Source organism: Cryobacterium roopkundense (genome assembly GCF_014200405.1).
In the GTDB taxonomy this organism is placed as follows: Bacteria; Actinomycetota; Actinomycetes; order Actinomycetales; family Microbacteriaceae; genus Cryobacterium; species Cryobacterium roopkundense.
Genome location: NZ_JACHBQ010000001.1, coordinates 974,733 through 989,860 on the forward strand (window position 1 = coordinate 974,733; position 15,128 = coordinate 989,860).

Sequence of the window (15,128 nt, forward strand, 5' to 3'; positions counted from 1 at the left end):
GCCTGGGCCGGGGGTGCCGCGAGGGAACTGCTAGCGACGGGTGTCGCCCGCGGCATCCGCTTTGGCCCAGTAGTTGCCGAGGATCGTGAGCGTCAGGAAGACGCCGACCAGTACGAACCAAACCCAGGGGCCCGGCAGGATCGTGAACGAGAGCACAAGGGCCACGAAATAGCCGATGAAGAGAACGTAGAAGATGCGTCGTCGCTCGGGTGTCGCCATCTGTGCGAGTTTCGCGTCGCGGCGAAAGGGGATGAGCAGGCGCAGGTCCACCGGTTAGTTGACCGGGCCGGTGTACTTCTCGCCCGGTCCCTGCCCGATGGCGTCGGGAATCGCGGAGGCTTCACGGAAGGCGAGCTGCACGGAGCGCAGGCCGTCGCGCAGGCTGCGGGCGTGCATGTCGGAGATCTCGGGTGCCGCCGCCGTCACGAGGCCGGCGAGGGCGGTGATCAGCTTGCGGGCTTCGTCCAGGTCGGTCTGGGTGCTCGGATCATCGGCCAGTCCCACCTTCACGGCCGCCGCGCTCAGCAGGTGTACGGCTGCCGTGGTGATGATCTCCACCGCTCCCACATCCGCGATGTCCCGGGTTGCCTGGGCGGTCTCTTCGTCGTAATTGGTACTCACTGCCATCCTCTGCTAGAGTTATGTCGGTTCCGAGGCATTAGCCTCGGTACGAAAGTGGAGAATCTCCCACCCGCGCTTGACCGCTTCATCAAGGTTACCGGGTAGTTTGCACTCCGTCGTCGTTCTTGGTCTCCAGTGACTACTGGTCTCCAACAAGCGAAGGCAGCCAGGGTGCCGTGTGAAGATGCGAACAAGAAAGTTCGTAGAAACGCTCGTGATTTTCCTCTCTTCGTCCCCAGGTGGCATCCGTCGCCCGGTTGTAACCACGAAGTTAACCAAGAGGAGAGACGCATCAGCGATCCCCGTACAAATGACCGTATACGCGTCCCCGAAGTTCGTCTCGTTGGTCCCAACGGCGAGCAGGTCGGGGTCGTGGCTATTGATGTTGCCCTGCGACTGGCTCAGGACGCCGACCTCGACCTCGTCGAGGTTGCACCGGAAGCCAAGCCTCCCGTGGCCAAGATCATGGACTACGGCAAGTTCAAGTACGAGGCTGCGCAGAAGGCCAAAGAGGCCCGGCGCAACCAGGCGAACACGATCCTGAAAGAGGTTCGTTTTCGTCTCAAGATTGACACGCACGACTACGAGACCAAGCGCAAACGCGCTGAAGGCTTCCTGAAGGCCGGCGACAAGGTCAAGGCCATGATTTTGTTCCGTGGTCGTGAACAGTCCCGCCCCGATCAGGGCGTGCGTCTGCTCAAAAAGTTTGCCGAGGATGTGTCCGAGTTTGGTTCCGTGGAATCAACTCCGACCATTGACGGACGAAACATGGTCATGGTCATCGGACCTCTGAAGAACAAGTCAGAGGCCAAGGCGGAGACTAACGCACATAAGGCTGCTGAAAAGGCAGACAAGGTAGCCGATAAGGCAGACAAGGTTGCCGATAAGGCAGCGAAACTGGAGGAAAAAGATGCCTAAGATGAAGACCCACTCTGGCACGAAGAAGCGTTTTAAGGTCACCGGAAGCGGCAAGATCATGAAGCAGCAGGCCGGCCTGCGCCACAACCTCGAGGTGAAGAGCACGAAGCGCAAGTCTCGCCTGAACCAGGACCAGGTTCTGGCCAAGTCAGACACCAAGGTCATCAAGAAGCTTCTCGGTCTGTAAATCAGGCTGCAGACCGTACACGTTAAGGAACCGAAAAAAATGGCAAGAGTAAAGAGGGCCGTCAACGCCCACAAGAAGCGTCGCGTTATTCTCGAACGCGCCAAGGGCTACCGCGGCCAGCGTTCGCGTCTGGTGCGCAAGGCCAAGGAGCAGGTCACTCACTCCTTCGTCTACAGCTACCGTGACCGCCGTGCACGCAAGGGTGACTTCCGTCGCCTGTGGATCCAGCGCATCAACGCTGCGTCGCGCGCCAACGGCCTCACCTACAACCGTCTGATCCAGGGCCTCGGCCTTGCAGGCATCGAGGTTGACCGTCGTATGCTCGCCGAGCTGGCCGTCAACGAGCCCGCCACCTTCGCGGCCCTCGTCGAGTCCGCCAAGTCCGCCCTTCCCGCCGACACGTCGGCACCGAAGGTCGCCGCAGCGTAGTTTTACCAGCATCATCTGAAAGGGAGCGGGTCGCATTGGCGGCCCGCTCCTTTTCTGCTTGTAGGCTTGAGACATGCTTGATAATCCACGTTCACCGCGCGTTAGAGCCGTCGCGAAACTTGCGAAGCGCGACGCGCGTACAGAGACGGGACTGTTCCTTCTCGAAGGCCCTCAGGCCGTCTCCGAAGCCCTCACGTTCCGTCCAGAATTGGTCGTAGAGCTCTACGCCACGCCCACCGCCCTCGACCGCTACACCGACATTGCTGCCTCGGCCGTGGCCGCCGGTGTCGAGGTGGAGTTCGTCTCCGAAGAGGTTCTCGACGCCATGGCCGACACGGTCACGCCCCAGGGCTTCGTGGCCGTCTGTCACCAATTCCCTACCTCGGTGAAGAAGATCTTCGCCGCCGAGCCCACGCTCGTCGTCATCCTCGAAGAGGTACGCGACCCGGGCAACGCCGGAACCATCATTCGGGCAGCGGATGCCGCCGGCGCCGACGCCGTGATCCTCTGTGGGCGCAGCGTCGACCTCTACAATCCCAAGGTCATCCGCTCGTCCACCGGCTCGATCTTCCACCTGCCAGTCGCCATCGCGGCGAGCCTCGAAGACGTGCGCGACCGCGTGCGCACCTCCGGGCTGCAGCTGCTTGCCGCCGACATCAAGGGCGACGACCTGCTCACCGCCCGTAACGAGGGCGTCCTCGCCGCGCCGACGGCCTGGTTGTTCGGCAACGAGGCTCGTGGCCTCACCGACGAAGATCTCGCCAAGGCCGACCGGGCGATCAGTGTGCCCATTTACGGTCACGCCGAATCCATGAATCTGGCCACCGCGGCATCCGTTTGCCTGTACGAAAGCGCGTTCGCCCAGCGCAGCTGATTTACCCGCTAAGTTGCCGCCCCTGCCGGTACCCACTGTTACGAATGGGTTACCGTCGGGGGTTTGGTAGGCCGGGGGGCATCGTTTGTTCTAAGTTGGGGGGTATGGAGCCTACAGACGCTACGCCGGCCACCTCGAACATCACGGTCCGTCGCGGCGAACCGTTGGTCGTCGTGAAGGACATCAACAAGCATTACGGGGAACTGCACGTTCTCAAGAACATCAACGCCGTGGTCAATCGCGGCGAGGTCGTCGTGGTGATCGGCCCGAGTGGTTCGGGCAAGTCGACGCTCTGCCGTGCAATCAACCGCCTCGAGACCATCGATGACGGAAGCATCACGATCGACGGCGTCGAGCTTCCCTCGGAGGGCAAGGCCCTCGCCCACCTGCGCGCCGACGTGGGCATGGTCTTCCAGGCCTTCAACCTCTTCGCGCACAAGACAGTGCTCGAGAACGTGACACTGGGCCCGATCAAGGTACGCGGCCTGTCGAAGTCCGCCGCCGAGAAGAAGGCGATGGCCCTTCTCGAACGCGTAGGCGTGGCCAACCAGGCGAAGAAGATGCCCGCGCAGCTCTCCGGAGGCCAGCAGCAGCGCGTCGCCATCGCACGGGCCCTCGCCATGGAACCCAAACTGATTCTGCTTGACGAGCCCACCAGCGCCCTCGATCCCGAAATGATCAACGAGGTGCTCGAGGTCATGGTCGACCTCGCGAACGATGGTATGACCATGATCGTGGTTACGCACGAGATGGGCTTCGCCCGCAAGGCGGCCGACCGCGTGATCTTCATGGCGGAGGGCGAGATCGTGGAGGAAACCACTCCCGAACAATTCTTCACCAACCCCCAGAGCCCGAGAGCGAAAGACTTCCTCTCCAAAATACTTGCTCACTAAAACGGTGAGCAGGAACACACAGCAGCAACACCCAGCAATCAGGAGAAAAAGCATGAGACTCAAAAAAGGTCTAGTGATTTCGGCCATTGCCCTCGCAAGCGCGCTCGTTCTCAGCGGCTGCACCGACTCAGGGGCCACGTCCTCGGACGCTCCCGTAGCGGACGCCCCCGAATTCGAAGCCGGCACCACGATGGCGAGACTGGCCGATGCCGGCACGATCAAGATCGGCACCAAGTTCGACCAGCCGCTCTTCGGACTGATGAGCCCGTCCGGCACGCCGGAAGGCTTCGACATCGAGATGGGCAAGCTCGTCGCCGCAAAGCTCGGCATCGCTGCCGACAAAATCGAGTGGAGCGAGGCGGTTTCGGCCAACCGCGAGCCCTTCATCCAGAACGGCACCGTGGACCTCGTGATCGCGACGTACACGATCAACGACACCCGCAAGGAAGTTGTCTCCTTCGCCGGACCGTACTACACGGCAGGCCAGGACCTGCTTGTTCTCGCGGGCAACCCCGACAACATCACTGGCCCCGAGGATCTCACCGACAAGCCCGTGTGCACGGTGAGCGGTTCCACGTCTGAGAAGAACATTCAGGCGTACACGACCAACGTGATCGCGGCCGACACCTACTCCGCGTGCCTCGAGCCGCTGCGCTCCGGCGCGGTCGTCGCCGTCACCACGGACAACGTCATTCTGGCCGGCCTCGCCGACCAGAACGCCGGCGAGTTCGAGGTTCTCGACAACCCCTTCACGGAAGAGCCTTACGGCATCGGCCTCGCCAAGGACGACACCGAGTTCCGCAACTTCATCAATGACACCCTCGAAGAGGCATATGACGACGGTTCCTGGGCAACTGCCTGGGAGAACACCGCCGGATCGGTTCTTGAGACCCCGGAGCCGCCGGCGGTCGTGCGTTACTAGTCACCAGTACCTGAGCTAAGCCGAGGTGGTCCGCTCGAACCGAGCGGGCCCCCTCGGTGACAACCCTGCCCCATCAGACATACCACTACAGACAATTTAGGAAGAGGAGGTGAGTTGTGGACGCAATCATCGAAAATTTCCCCCTGTTCCTGGAGGGCTTTGGCCGAACCCTGAGCCTTCTCGTGCTTTCCGGCACTGGCGCATTCATTCTGGGCATCATCATCGCAACGATGCGAATTTCCCCGGTCGGATCATTCCGCGCCTTTGCCACGGTTTACACCGAGCTCGTGCGCAACACCCCACTCACCCTCGTGCTGTTCTTCTGCGCGTATCTGTTGCCCTACCTGGAGTTCAATCCGGGCTACTACCCCCTCGCTGTTATCGGGCTCATGGTCTACACCTCGCCCTTCGTCGCCGAGGCGCTTCGCTCCGGAGTTAACGGTGTGCACGTGGGCCAGGCGGAGGCGGCTCGCAGCATCGGCCTGACGTTCGGCCAGTCGCTCTCCTTCATCATCATGCCGCAGGCAATTCGCATGGTGATCCCACCGCTGATCAACGTTTTCATCGCCCTCACCAAGAACACCTCGGTGGCTGGAGCGTTCTTCGTCTTCGAGCTCTTCGGTGCCGCACGCCAGGTCACCAATGACCGAGGAGACGCCGTGATCGCCATCCTGCTCGGCGTCATCTGCTTCTACCTGGTCATCACCATCCCGCTCGGCGTTATTGCCGGCCGGATCGAGAAGAGGGTGGCGGTTCTTCGATGAGCGCATCAGTCCTGTACGACGTACCCGGACCCAAGGCCCGGTTTCGGTCACGAATGTTGTCGATCGTGGGCGGCGTCGTCATCATCGGTGCACTCCTCTGGCTGGTTTTCACTCTCGGATCCCCGCGCACGACGGCCAACGGTGCCGTCGTCACAGGGCTCTGGGACGCGTCGCGCTGGGACATCTTCCTCGACGTCGAGGTGTGGCGCTCACTCGGCCGTGGTGCCCTCGCGACGCTCAGGATGGCCGGCGCCGCCGCGGTGCTCGCCATGATCATCGGCGTGCTGTTCTCGTTCGGCCGTACGTCGACCAACGCGTGGATTCGCAAACCTACGAGTGTGATCCTCGAATTCGTGCGCGGCATCCCCGTGCTGCTCATGATGCTCTTCATCCTCCTCGTGTTCTCCACCGGCTCGTACGTTGCCGGAGTTGCGGCGCTGGCGGTCTACAACGGTGCGATCATCGGAGAGGCCCTCCGGGCGGGAATCGCGGCACTCCCGAGTGGACAGCGCGAGGCGGGGCTCGCCATCGGGCTCACGCCCACGGCCACTCGCTTCCGTATCGAGTTTCCCCAGGCTTTTCGCCAGATGCTTCCCGTGATCATCGCCCAGCTCGTGGTGCTCCTCAAGGACACGTCGCTCGCGTATCTTGTGGGGTACTCGGAACTTCTTCGAGTGGGCCTGAATAACCTGACAAACTTTTTTGGTAACCAGTACTTCTTCTCGTTGTTCTTCGTTGTTCTGGCTATCTACCTTGCGATGAACCTGTCGCTCTCGTGGCTTGCTCGCGTGGTCGCGCGTCGAACCGCGTCCAAGAGCGGAGGCCTGAGCAAGAAGGACGACGATGACCCCATGCAGCGCGCCCCGAACCTCATCGGCCAGCAGATGGGCAACGCCGGACCGCTCTAGCAAAGGGCTGTAAACTCGGGACTTGTGTCCGAACTTACAGCTACCACCCCGCCCACTGAGATTTCCGAAATGGCGGTGAGCGCGGCCGTCGAGGCCGCCCTCGCCGCCATTTCAAGTGCCGAGACCTCTGCCGCCCTCAAGGCCGTGCGCTCCGAGCACGTGGGGGAGTCCTCCCCGCTCGCGAAGCTCAATGGCCTGATACGCACCGTGCCCGGCGACCAGAAGGCTGCCGCCGGCAAACTTCTGGGCCAGGCACGCGGGCGAGTGACTCAGGCGCTCACAGCGCGGGAGACCGAGATCGGCGAGGCAGAGGCGATCGCCCAGCTCGCTGCCGAAACTGTGGACGTGACCGCCGCGGCGTCAACCTGGAAGCCCGGAGCGCGGCATCCGATCTCCTTGCTCACCGAACGCGCGTCAGACGTGTTCGTGGCCATGGGTTGGGAAGTGGCCGAGGGGCCTGAGCTTGAAAGCGAATGGTTCAACTTCGACGGCCTCAACTTCGACGAGGACCACCCGGCGCGCGCCATGCAGGACACATTCTTCGTGGAGCCCACGGATGCGCACCTCGTTTTGCGCACACAGACCTCGCCCGTGCAGCTGCGCGCGCTGCTCTCCCGCGACCTGCCGGTGTACGTCGTCGCGCCGGGGCGGGTATTCCGTACCGACGAGCTCGACGCCACGCACACGCCCGTGTTCAACCAGATCGAGGGCATCGCCATCGACAAGGGCCTCACGATGGCCCACCTGCGCGGCACCCTCGACCACTTCGTGCAGGCACTGTTCGGCCCCGAGGCCAAGGTGCGGCTGCGCCCCAACTACTTCCCGTTCACCGAGCCGAGCGCCGAGCTCGACGTGTGGCACCCCACCTTCAAGGACGGCGCGCGCTGGATCGAGTGGGGCGGCTGCGGCATGGTGCACGCGAACGTGCTGCGTGCGGCCGGGATCGACCCCGAGGTGTACTCAGGGTTCGCGTTCGGCGTGGGCGTGGAACGAGCTCTGATGTTTCGAAACGATGTAAAGGACATGCACGACATGGTCGAGGGCGATATTCGGTTCAGCCAGGAGTATGGGATGAACGTCTGATGCGCGTACCACTGAGCTGGCTGGGCGAGTGTGTCGACCTGGCCCCCGGCACCACGCCGGAAGACGTGCACGCGGCGCTGGTGAGCGTCGGCCTCGAAGAGGAGGATATCCACCGCTTCGAGCTGTCCGGACCGATCGTGGTCGGCGAGGTACTCGAATTCGTCGGCGAGCCGCAGAAAAACGGCAAGACCATCAACTGGTGCCAGGTGCGCGTCGCGCCCGGCGATGAGCTGGCCGCCGATGGCGGACCCGCCATCCACGGCATCGTCTGCGGGGCGCACAACTTCGTTGTGGGCTCCAAAGTCGTCGTGACGCTGCCCGGTGCCGTGCTGCCTGGCCCCTTCCCGATCGCCCCCCGCACGACGTACGGCCACGTCTCCGACGGCATGATCGCCTCCGCGCGCGAGCTCGGCCTCGGCGACGAGCACGACGGCATTCTGCTGCTGTCCTCCCTCGGCCTCGACGACGCGGAGGTGGGGACGGATGCGATCGCCCTGCTCGGCCTCGATGACTCCGCCGTGGAGATCAACGTGACGCCCGACCGCGGCTACGCGTTCTCTATTCGCGGCGTCGCCCGCGAGTACGCCCACGCTACCGGGGCGGCGTTCCGCGACCCCGCCTTCGGCCAGGCCGGATTCTCGCCCTCCACGGTCTTCCCTGTGGTCGTCGATGACGAAGCTCCCATTCGGGGTCGCGTCGGTGCGAGCGTGTTCATCACCCGGGCCGTTCGCGGCGTGGAGGCGACCCGGCCCACGCCCGCCTGGATGGTGTCCCGGCTCGGGCTCGCCGGCATCCGCTCGATCTCGCTCGTGGTCGACGTGACCAACTACGTGATGATCGAGCTCGGCCAGCCGCTGCACGGCTACGACCTCGACAAGCTCACCGGCGGTATCACCGTGCGCCGGGCGCAGCCGGGCGAGAAGATCACCACCCTCGACGACGCCGTGCGCACGCTGACCGGCGAGGACCTGCTGATCACCGACGAATCCGGGCCTATTGGCTTGGCCGGCGTCATGGGCGGGGCGAACACCGAGATCGATTCGACGAGCGTGAACGTGCTCGTCGAGGCAGCGAACTTCGACCCGGTGTCGATTGCCCGTTCGGCTCGTCGGCACAAGTCGCCGAGCGAGGCGTCGCGCCGTTTCGAGCGTGGGGTCGACCCCGCCGTCGCGCCCGCAGCGGCCGCGCGCGTGGTGCAGCTGCTCGTTGAGCTCGCCGGGGGAGTGGCCGACGGCCTCGGTTCCGTCTACGACGAAAGCCCGGCACCGGTTGCGATCCACCTACCGACCGGCTTCATTTCGGGGCTCATTGGCCTCGAGTACACCGGCGACGAGGTGCGCGAGTCGCTCACCGAAATCGGCACCATGCTGGAGGAGAGCGACGGCGACCTGCTCGTCACACCGCCGACTTGGCGTCCAGACCTCACCGACAAATGGACCCTCGCCGAGGAGGTCGCGCGCATCGTGGGCTACGACCGCATCCCGTCGGTGCTGCCCGTCGCGCCTCCTGGCCGCGGCTTCACCCGCTCGCAGACTCTGCGTCGTGCGGTGTCGCAGACCCTCGCGGCAACCGGCCACACCGAGGTTCTCGCGTATCCCTTCGTATCTCCGACGGCGAATGCCGAGTTCGGTGGCGTCGCGCAGATCCGTCTGGCCAACCCGATGGATGGTGCTGCGCCCTTCCTGCGCACCACCTTGCTGCCCGGGCTGCTGCATCTGGCGCACCGCAACCGCTCTCGCGGCCTCGTCGACCTGTCGATCTACGAGCAGGGCCTCGTGTTCCAGCCAGAAGCCAGGGCCTCGTACGGTATTCCGGTGGTGCCCCCGGGCGCCCAGAAGCCGAGCGTGGAGGTGCAGACCGCGCTGAACGCAGGCATTCCGCCGCAGCCGCTGCACCTCGGGGTGGTTCTCGTGGGCAACACCCGGCGCCACCAGCCTGGCCACCCGGCCACGCCGGCCGGCTGGCAGGACGCCCTCGCCGCCGTGGCACAGGTGTCGCTCGCCACGGGCGTCGCCATCCAGGTGCGCCAAGGCTCACGCCCGGGCATGCACCCCGGCCGCACCGCTGAGCTCTTCGTGACGACACTGGATGCCGCGGAGCTGGTCGTCGGATTCGCCGGAGAAATCCTGCCGTCAATTGCCAAGGATTATGACCTGCCGTCGGTCGTGGCCGTTGCCGAGGTCAACCTTGACAGTGTCATCGCGCAGGCAAACTCGGTGGTGTCGGCCACGGAGATCCGCACGAAGCCGGCCGCCACGCAGGACCTCTCGCTCGTCGTCGGCGTGGAGGTGCCGGCCGGCGAGTTGCGCGCCGCCGTGATCGAGGGCGCGGGCGAGCTGCTCGAGCGCATCGACCTCGTGGACGACTACCGCGGCGCGGGAATTGAGCCGGGCCAGAAATCGCTCACGTTCGCACTGCGCTTCCGGGCACCGGACCGCACGCTCACCGCGGCCGAGGCGAGCGAGGCCCGTCTCGCCGGCGTCGCACTCGCATCCGCCCGCTTCGGCGCGACCCTGCGCGAGTAGCCCCGCCTACCCTCGCGGCACTCGTCTGGCACGCGGGCACTCTTCTCAACGAGTGCCGCCCGCCCAAGCGAGTGCCGCGACCGGTCTCCTCCCCGGCCGTCGGTGTCGGTGGGTGCCCGTAGCGTTTCCCGTACTTACTCACTGAATCTCGTGCCGAGAACATGGAGAAGAACGTGAAGGTTTTGGTGGCTACCCGGGCAACGCACGGGCTGCGTGGCACCGATCAGGCTGACTGCGTCGAGGGTGAGTTGGTCTGGATGAAAGATCCGTGTGAGATAGGCGCGTGCGATCCCGACGGGATGTGCGCATGTGGACGCACCTTTTTCGGGATGAGTTCCGATAAGGAAACCACGAGTGCGCTGGTCAGAGAACTCCCCGGGCTCACCCAACGATCGTACGAATCGGCGATGCGGGCAACGTTCGACGCGCACGGTTGGTGCTCGGCCTGCCCGAGTGTTCAGTTCCGTAAACATGTCGGTGATCTGGCGGCGCTGGCCGCGGCGCTACCCGCAGGAACGATCGTGGGTCGCCGCCTCGGCGCCCTCGTGGTGCGGCGCCGGTGAGCCCTAGGCCGTCGCGGGCGGGGACGGGTGGGGAATCGTCAGGGAGGTGCGGGGAACCGGCGGGGAAATGGCGAGCGGCGGGGGCGCGCTAAGTTTGAAGCATGGTTTTTTCGGTGGCAGTGGCGGGCGCAAGTGGCTATGCGGGCGGGGAATTGCTGCGGTTGTTGGCCGGGCACCCCGAATTCTCGGTGCGAACTGTCACCGCGAACAGCAACGCCGGTCAACGTCTCGTGGATGTGCAGCCGCATTTACGGTCGCTTTCGCACCTCACGCTGAGCGACACGACGTCCGAGTCGCTCAGCGGCCACGACGTGGTGTTCCTCGCGCTGCCGCACGGCAAATCAGGCGTACTGACCGCGCACCTGCCCGCCGATACGCTTGTCGTGGACTGTGGTGCGGACCACCGCCTCGAGAGCGAACGGGACTGGGCCGCCTTCTACGGGGGCGATTACTACGGCGCCTGGGCGTACGGGGTTCCCGAACTACCCACCGCGTCGGGCCGGCTGCGCGACCTGCTCGCGAGCGCCCGCCGTATTGCTGCCCCGGGCTGCAACGCGAGCACCGTTGCGCTCGCCCTCGCCCCGGGCATCCGCGCCGGGGTGATTGAGGAGGCAGACCTCGTGGCCGTGCTCGCAGTCGGTCCGTCCGGCGCCGGTAAGAGCCTCAAACTGCCCAACCTCGCCGCCGAGATCCTCGGGTCCGCCAACCCCTACGCCGTGGGCGGCACACACCGGCACATCCCCGAGATCCAGCAGAGCCTTCGCTGGGCGGGCGCGAGCCAGCCGACCATCTCCTTCACCCCGGTGATCGTGCCCATGTCGCGTGGAATCCTGTCGACCGCCACGGCACGCCTCGTTCCCGGAACGAGCGCCGCCGCGGTTCGTGCCGCCTGGGAGGAGACCTACGCCGACGAACACTTCGTGCATGTGCTGCCCGAGGGCCATTTTCCTCGCACCGCCGACGTACTCGGCGCGAACACCGCGCTCATCGGCCTCGCCGTGGATGAGGCCGCCGGCCGCGTCGTCACGATCACTGCGGTCGATAATCTTGTCAAGGGCACCGCCGGCGCTGCCATCCAATCGGCCAATATCGCCCTCGGCCTGCCTCAGGCCCTCGGGCTGACCATGAATGGAGTTGCCCCATGAGCGTCACCGCAGCAGCAGGATTCGCAGCAGCCGGCGTTACCGCCGGACTCAAGAAGTCGGGCGGGCTCGACCTCGCCATCGTGCAGAACCTCGGACCGCTCACGAGCTGCGCCACGGTGTTCACAGCCAACCGCTGCCAGGCCAACCCGGTGATCTGGAGCCAGCAGGTGATGAAGGATGGCGTCGTCAGCGCCATCGTGCTCAACTCCGGCGGGGCCAACTGCTACACCGGCACGATCGGTTTTCAGACGACGCACGCTACGGCCGAGGCCGTAGCGACCGGCCTTGGCATCTCCGCAGGCGACGTTCTCGTGTGCTCGACGGGCCTGATTGGCGAGCAGCTCAACCTCGATCTCGTCACGGCCGGAGTGGTCGATGCCGCCCTGGCCCTCAAAACGGATGCCGCCTCCACCCCCGACGCAGCCCTCCTGGCCGCCCGCGCCATCATGACCACCGACACCACGCCCAAGCAGTCCGTGTATGTGGCACCGGCCGGCTGGACCGTGGGCGGCATGGCCAAGGGGGCCGGAATGCTCGCGCCCGGCCTCGCCACGATGCTCGTGGTCATCACGACAGACGCTCGGCTCAGCTCGGCTCAGCTCGACGCCGCACTACGCCAGGCGACGCGTGTCACCTTCGACCGCCTCGACTCCGACGGCTGCATGTCCACCAACGACACCGTGAGCCTGCTCGCCTCCGGCGCGAGCGGGATCGAGGCCGACGAGGCCGAGTTCACTGCTGCGCTCGTGGCACTCTGTCAGGACCTCACCCTGCAGTTGCAGGCCGACGCCGAGGGCTCGGCCCACGACGTGGCCATCGAGGTGCGCAACGCCGCCTCCGAGCCCGACGCCGTCACGGTGGCTCGCGCCGTCTCCCGCAGCGCCCTGTTCAAGACGGCGATTTACGGCAACGATCCCAACTGGGGTCGGGTGCTCGCCGCGGTCGGCACAACGGATGCCGCCTTCGACCCCTATGGCATCGACGTCGCGATCAACGGGGTGCAGGTGTGTACCGCGGGAGAGCCGGACCAGCCCCGCGAGCTGGTGGACCTCACTCCACGCGCCGTCTCGGTGGTCATCGACCTGCATGAGGGTGACGAAACCGCGACCGTGTGGACAAACGATCTCACCCACGAATACGTCGAAGAGAACAGCGCGTACTCGAGCTGATGCCCGACACCGAACCCGAGAGCAGTCCGGCGGAGGCCGCCGTCAAGGCCGCGACCCTGATCGAGTCGCTGCCGTGGCTCAAGAAGTTCCATGACCAGATCGTGGTGGTGAAATTCGGGGGCAACGCCATGGTGAGCGAGGACCTGCAACGGGCCTTCGCCGAAGACATGGTCTATCTGCGTTATGCGGGCATCCGCCCGGTCGTCGTGCACGGCGGCGGCCCGCAAATTTCGGCGATGCTCGCACGCCTCGGCATCGAGAGTGAGTTCAGGGGCGGCTACCGGGTGACGACCCCCGAGGCAATGGACGTGGTGCGCATGGTGCTCACCGGCCAGATCAACCGCGACCTCGTGAGCCACATCAACCAGCACGGCCCCTTGGCCGCCGGATTGTCCGGTGAAGACGCCGGGCTGTTCCGCGGTCGCCGCCGTGGCATGGTGATCGACGGCGAACAGGTCGACCTCGGCCTCGTCGGCGACGTTGTGGGCGTCGACCCCGAGGCGGTTCACGCTCAGCTCTCCGCTGGACGAATCCCCGTGGTCTCCTCGATCGCGCCGGACTCCGACGTTCCTGGCCAGTCCCTCAACGTGAACGCCGACGCGGCGGCGGCAGCCCTGGCGATCGCGCTCGGCGCCGCCAAGCTCGTGATCCTCACCGACGTGGCGGGCCTCTACTCCGACTGGCCGAACCGCGAGTCGCTTGTTTCGATCATTGACGTGCCCACCCTGCGCGCGCTGCTGCCCGACCTTGAGTCGGGCATGATCCCCAAAATGACGGCCTGCCTTGACGCGGTCGAGGGCGGCGTGGCCAAGGCCGCGATCATCGACGGGCGGGTGCCGCACTCGATCCTGCTCGAAATTTTCACCGGCAGCGGTATCGGCACGGAGGTCGTCCCAGCATGAGTACGCCCAGCACCACGACAGCAACCTGGCCGGACCGTTACGCCGCCTCGATGATGGGCACGTTCGCGCCGCCCCTCGCCCTGCTCGTGCGCGGCGAGGGCTGCTACGCCTGGGACGACGAGGGCACCGAATACCTCGACTTCCTCGCCGGCATCGCCGTCAACTCCCTCGGCCACGCCCACCCCGACCTCGTCGCGACGGTCACGGAGCAGATGTCAACGCTTGCACACGTGTCCAACTACTTCGCCAGCGAGCCGCAGCTCGACCTGGCCGAACGCCTGCAGCGGCTCGCCGGCGCCGGCGCCGAGGGCCGCGTCTACTTCTGCAACTCGGGCACCGAGGCCAACGAGGCCGCCTTCAAGCTCGCCAGACTCAACGTGGTCGGCGGGACCCGTCCCCGCATCCTCACCCTGGTCGACTCCTTTCATGGCCGCACCATGGGCGCCCTCGCGCTCACCGGGAAGCCCGCGATGCAGGCCCCGTTCGACCCGATGCCCGGGGGAGTCGAGCACATCGACAGCACCATCGAGGCGCTCGAGGCAGCGGTCGACGACACGGTTTCCGCCTTCGTGCTCGAACCGATCAAGGGCGAAGCCGGCGTGCTGCCCCTCCCCGACGGTTACCTGCGCCGCGCCCGCGAGCTCTGCACCCAACACGGCGTGCTGCTCATCCTCGACGAGATCCAGACCGGAGTCGCCCGAACCGGGGAGTGGTTCGCCTTCCAGCATGAGGGAGTGCAACCGGATGCCGTCACTCTCGCCAAGGGGCTGGGTGGCGGCCTGCCGATCGGCGCGCTCGTGACCTTCGGGGCGGCATCCGCTCTGTTCCAGCGCGGCCAGCATGGGTCGACCTTCGGCGGTAACCCGCTCGTGACCGCCGCCGCCAACACAGTGTTGGCCGTGATCGAGCGCGACGACCTCGTCGCCAACGCCGCCCGCCGCGGTGAGCAGCTGCGCGAGATCATCGCCGGACTGGGCTCGCCGCTCATCGACGGGGTGCGCGGGCGGGGCCTGCTGCTCGGCGTGGCGCTGCACGAGCCGGTCGCGCGCGAGCTCGCGGCATCCGCTCTCGCGGCAGGCCTGATCGTGAACGCGCCCAACGATTCCACCATTCGCTTGGCTCCGCCGCTCATCGTGGGCGACGCCGAGATCGCCGAATTCGGGCGACGATTCGGGCAGGCACTGGCCACGCTCTAGAGTTGAGAGATTCCGTACCCGATCGAAAG

Annotated in this window: 17 protein-coding genes; 15 read left to right on the forward strand and 2 right to left on the reverse strand. The window is 65.6% G+C overall.

All coding sequences use genetic code 11. The features are described from left to right. Positions 1–30: 30 nt before the first annotated feature. Entirely contained in the window at positions 31–219 is a 189-nt protein-coding gene (locus BJ997_RS04575; protein ID WP_152602113.1) for a hypothetical protein, read from the reverse strand. A gap of 54 nt (positions 220–273) precedes the next feature. After that, positions 274–621: a DUF1844 domain-containing protein gene (locus BJ997_RS04580; RefSeq protein ID WP_236628864.1), complete on the reverse strand. Its 348-nt coding sequence runs from the start codon at positions 619–621 to the stop codon at positions 274–276. A 291-nt stretch (positions 622–912) separates the two neighbouring features. Here BJ997_RS04580 and infC point away from each other — a divergent pair, with 291 nt between their 5' ends. The 15 genes from infC (at position 913) to BJ997_RS04655 (ending at position 15,099) form a co-directional block, all read left to right on the forward strand. After that, positions 913–1,539, forward strand: a complete 627-nt coding sequence (gene infC, locus BJ997_RS04585) for a translation initiation factor IF-3 (RefSeq protein WP_084141118.1) — start codon at positions 913–915, stop codon at positions 1,537–1,539. Continuing rightward, positions 1,532–1,726 carry a 50S ribosomal protein L35 gene (rpmI, locus tag BJ997_RS04590; RefSeq protein WP_035835886.1) on the forward strand — a complete coding sequence of 65 codons (195 nt, stop codon included), beginning with the start codon at positions 1,532–1,534 and terminating at the stop codon, positions 1,724–1,726. Before infC ends, rpmI begins: the two co-directional genes overlap by 8 nt. A gap of 39 nt (positions 1,727–1,765) precedes the next feature. Then, positions 1,766–2,155, forward strand: coding sequence for a 50S ribosomal protein L20 (rplT, locus tag BJ997_RS04595; RefSeq protein ID WP_035835885.1), 390 nt, complete (start codon positions 1,766–1,768; stop codon positions 2,153–2,155). Positions 2,156–2,228: 73 nt separating this feature from the next. After that, entirely contained in the window at positions 2,229–3,029 is an 801-nt protein-coding gene (locus BJ997_RS04600; protein ID WP_035835884.1) for a TrmH family RNA methyltransferase, read from the forward strand. Positions 3,030–3,133: 104 nt separating this feature from the next. Beyond that, positions 3,134–3,922 carry an amino acid ABC transporter ATP-binding protein gene (locus BJ997_RS04605; protein WP_052542069.1) on the forward strand — a complete coding sequence of 263 codons (789 nt, stop codon included), beginning with the start codon at positions 3,134–3,136 and terminating at the stop codon, positions 3,920–3,922. Positions 3,923–3,974: 52 nt separating this feature from the next. After that, positions 3,975–4,844 carry a glutamate ABC transporter substrate-binding protein gene (locus tag BJ997_RS04610; RefSeq protein WP_035835883.1) on the forward strand — a complete coding sequence of 290 codons (870 nt, stop codon included), beginning with the start codon at positions 3,975–3,977 and terminating at the stop codon, positions 4,842–4,844. A gap of 116 nt (positions 4,845–4,960) precedes the next feature. Next, positions 4,961–5,608, forward strand: a complete 648-nt coding sequence (locus BJ997_RS04615; protein ID WP_035835882.1) for an amino acid ABC transporter permease — start codon at positions 4,961–4,963, stop codon at positions 5,606–5,608. Further along, entirely contained in the window at positions 5,605–6,516 is a 912-nt protein-coding gene (locus tag BJ997_RS04620; protein WP_084141112.1) for an amino acid ABC transporter permease, read from the forward strand. Before BJ997_RS04615 ends, BJ997_RS04620 begins: the two co-directional genes overlap by 4 nt. Before the next feature lie 69 nt (positions 6,517–6,585). Then, positions 6,586–7,599: a phenylalanine--tRNA ligase subunit alpha gene (gene pheS, locus BJ997_RS04625; protein ID WP_035835881.1), complete on the forward strand. Its 1,014-nt coding sequence runs from the start codon at positions 6,586–6,588 to the stop codon at positions 7,597–7,599. After that, the gene (pheT, locus tag BJ997_RS04630) at positions 7,599–10,124 is read left to right on the forward strand and encodes a phenylalanine--tRNA ligase subunit beta (protein ID WP_035835880.1); all 2,526 of its coding nucleotides are present in this window, start codon (positions 7,599–7,601) and stop codon (positions 10,122–10,124) included. Before pheS ends, pheT begins: the two co-directional genes overlap by 1 nt. A gap of 161 nt (positions 10,125–10,285) precedes the next feature. Beyond that, positions 10,286–10,687 (forward strand): DUF7715 family protein, encoded by a 402-nt coding sequence (locus BJ997_RS04635; protein ID WP_035835879.1) that lies wholly within the window; start codon positions 10,286–10,288, stop codon positions 10,685–10,687. A 101-nt stretch (positions 10,688–10,788) separates the two neighbouring features. After that, positions 10,789–11,832 carry an N-acetyl-gamma-glutamyl-phosphate reductase gene (gene argC / locus BJ997_RS04640; protein ID WP_035835878.1) on the forward strand — a complete coding sequence of 348 codons (1,044 nt, stop codon included), beginning with the start codon at positions 10,789–10,791 and terminating at the stop codon, positions 11,830–11,832. Next, complete coding sequence (gene argJ, locus BJ997_RS04645; RefSeq protein ID WP_035835877.1) at positions 11,829–13,001, forward strand: bifunctional glutamate N-acetyltransferase/amino-acid acetyltransferase ArgJ; 1,173 nt, start codon at positions 11,829–11,831, stop codon at positions 12,999–13,001. The genes argC and argJ overlap by 4 nt, the downstream gene beginning before the upstream one ends. After that, on the forward strand, positions 13,001–13,903 hold the full coding sequence (gene argB / locus BJ997_RS04650; protein WP_035835876.1) for an acetylglutamate kinase: 903 nt from the start codon (positions 13,001–13,003) through the stop codon (positions 13,901–13,903). The genes argJ and argB overlap by 1 nt, the downstream gene beginning before the upstream one ends. Then, positions 13,900–15,099 (forward strand): acetylornithine transaminase, encoded by a 1,200-nt coding sequence (locus BJ997_RS04655; protein ID WP_035835875.1) that lies wholly within the window; start codon positions 13,900–13,902, stop codon positions 15,097–15,099. Before argB ends, BJ997_RS04655 begins: the two co-directional genes overlap by 4 nt. The last annotated feature ends 29 nt before the right edge of the window (positions 15,100–15,128 follow it).

Coding starts and splice junctions, on each gene's coding strand:
- BJ997_RS04600 (WP_035835884.1), top strand. CDS start 2,229: ATGCTTGATAATCCACGTTCACCGCGCGTTAGAGCCGTCGCGAAACTT.
- BJ997_RS04610 (WP_035835883.1), top strand. CDS start 3,975: ATGAGACTCAAAAAAGGTCTAGTGATTTCGGCCATTGCCCTCGCAAGC.
- argC (WP_035835878.1), top strand. CDS start 10,789: ATGGTTTTTTCGGTGGCAGTGGCGGGCGCAAGTGGCTATGCGGGCGGG.
- argB (WP_035835876.1), top strand. CDS start 13,001: ATGCCCGACACCGAACCCGAGAGCAGTCCGGCGGAGGCCGCCGTCAAG.
- rplT (WP_035835885.1), top strand. CDS start 1,766: ATGGCAAGAGTAAAGAGGGCCGTCAACGCCCACAAGAAGCGTCGCGTT.
- BJ997_RS04635 (WP_035835879.1), top strand. CDS start 10,286: ATGGAGAAGAACGTGAAGGTTTTGGTGGCTACCCGGGCAACGCACGGG.
- BJ997_RS04620 (WP_084141112.1), top strand. CDS start 5,605: ATGAGCGCATCAGTCCTGTACGACGTACCCGGACCCAAGGCCCGGTTT.
- pheT (WP_035835880.1), top strand. CDS start 7,599: ATGCGCGTACCACTGAGCTGGCTGGGCGAGTGTGTCGACCTGGCCCCC.
- pheS (WP_035835881.1), top strand. CDS start 6,586: ATGGCGGTGAGCGCGGCCGTCGAGGCCGCCCTCGCCGCCATTTCAAGT.
- BJ997_RS04575 (WP_152602113.1), bottom strand. CDS start 219: ATGGCGACACCCGAGCGACGACGCATCTTCTACGTTCTCTTCATCGGC.
- argJ (WP_035835877.1), top strand. CDS start 11,829: ATGAGCGTCACCGCAGCAGCAGGATTCGCAGCAGCCGGCGTTACCGCC.
- rpmI (WP_035835886.1), top strand. CDS start 1,532: ATGCCTAAGATGAAGACCCACTCTGGCACGAAGAAGCGTTTTAAGGTC.
- BJ997_RS04655 (WP_035835875.1), top strand. CDS start 13,900: ATGAGTACGCCCAGCACCACGACAGCAACCTGGCCGGACCGTTACGCC.
- BJ997_RS04605 (WP_052542069.1), top strand. CDS start 3,134: ATGGAGCCTACAGACGCTACGCCGGCCACCTCGAACATCACGGTCCGT.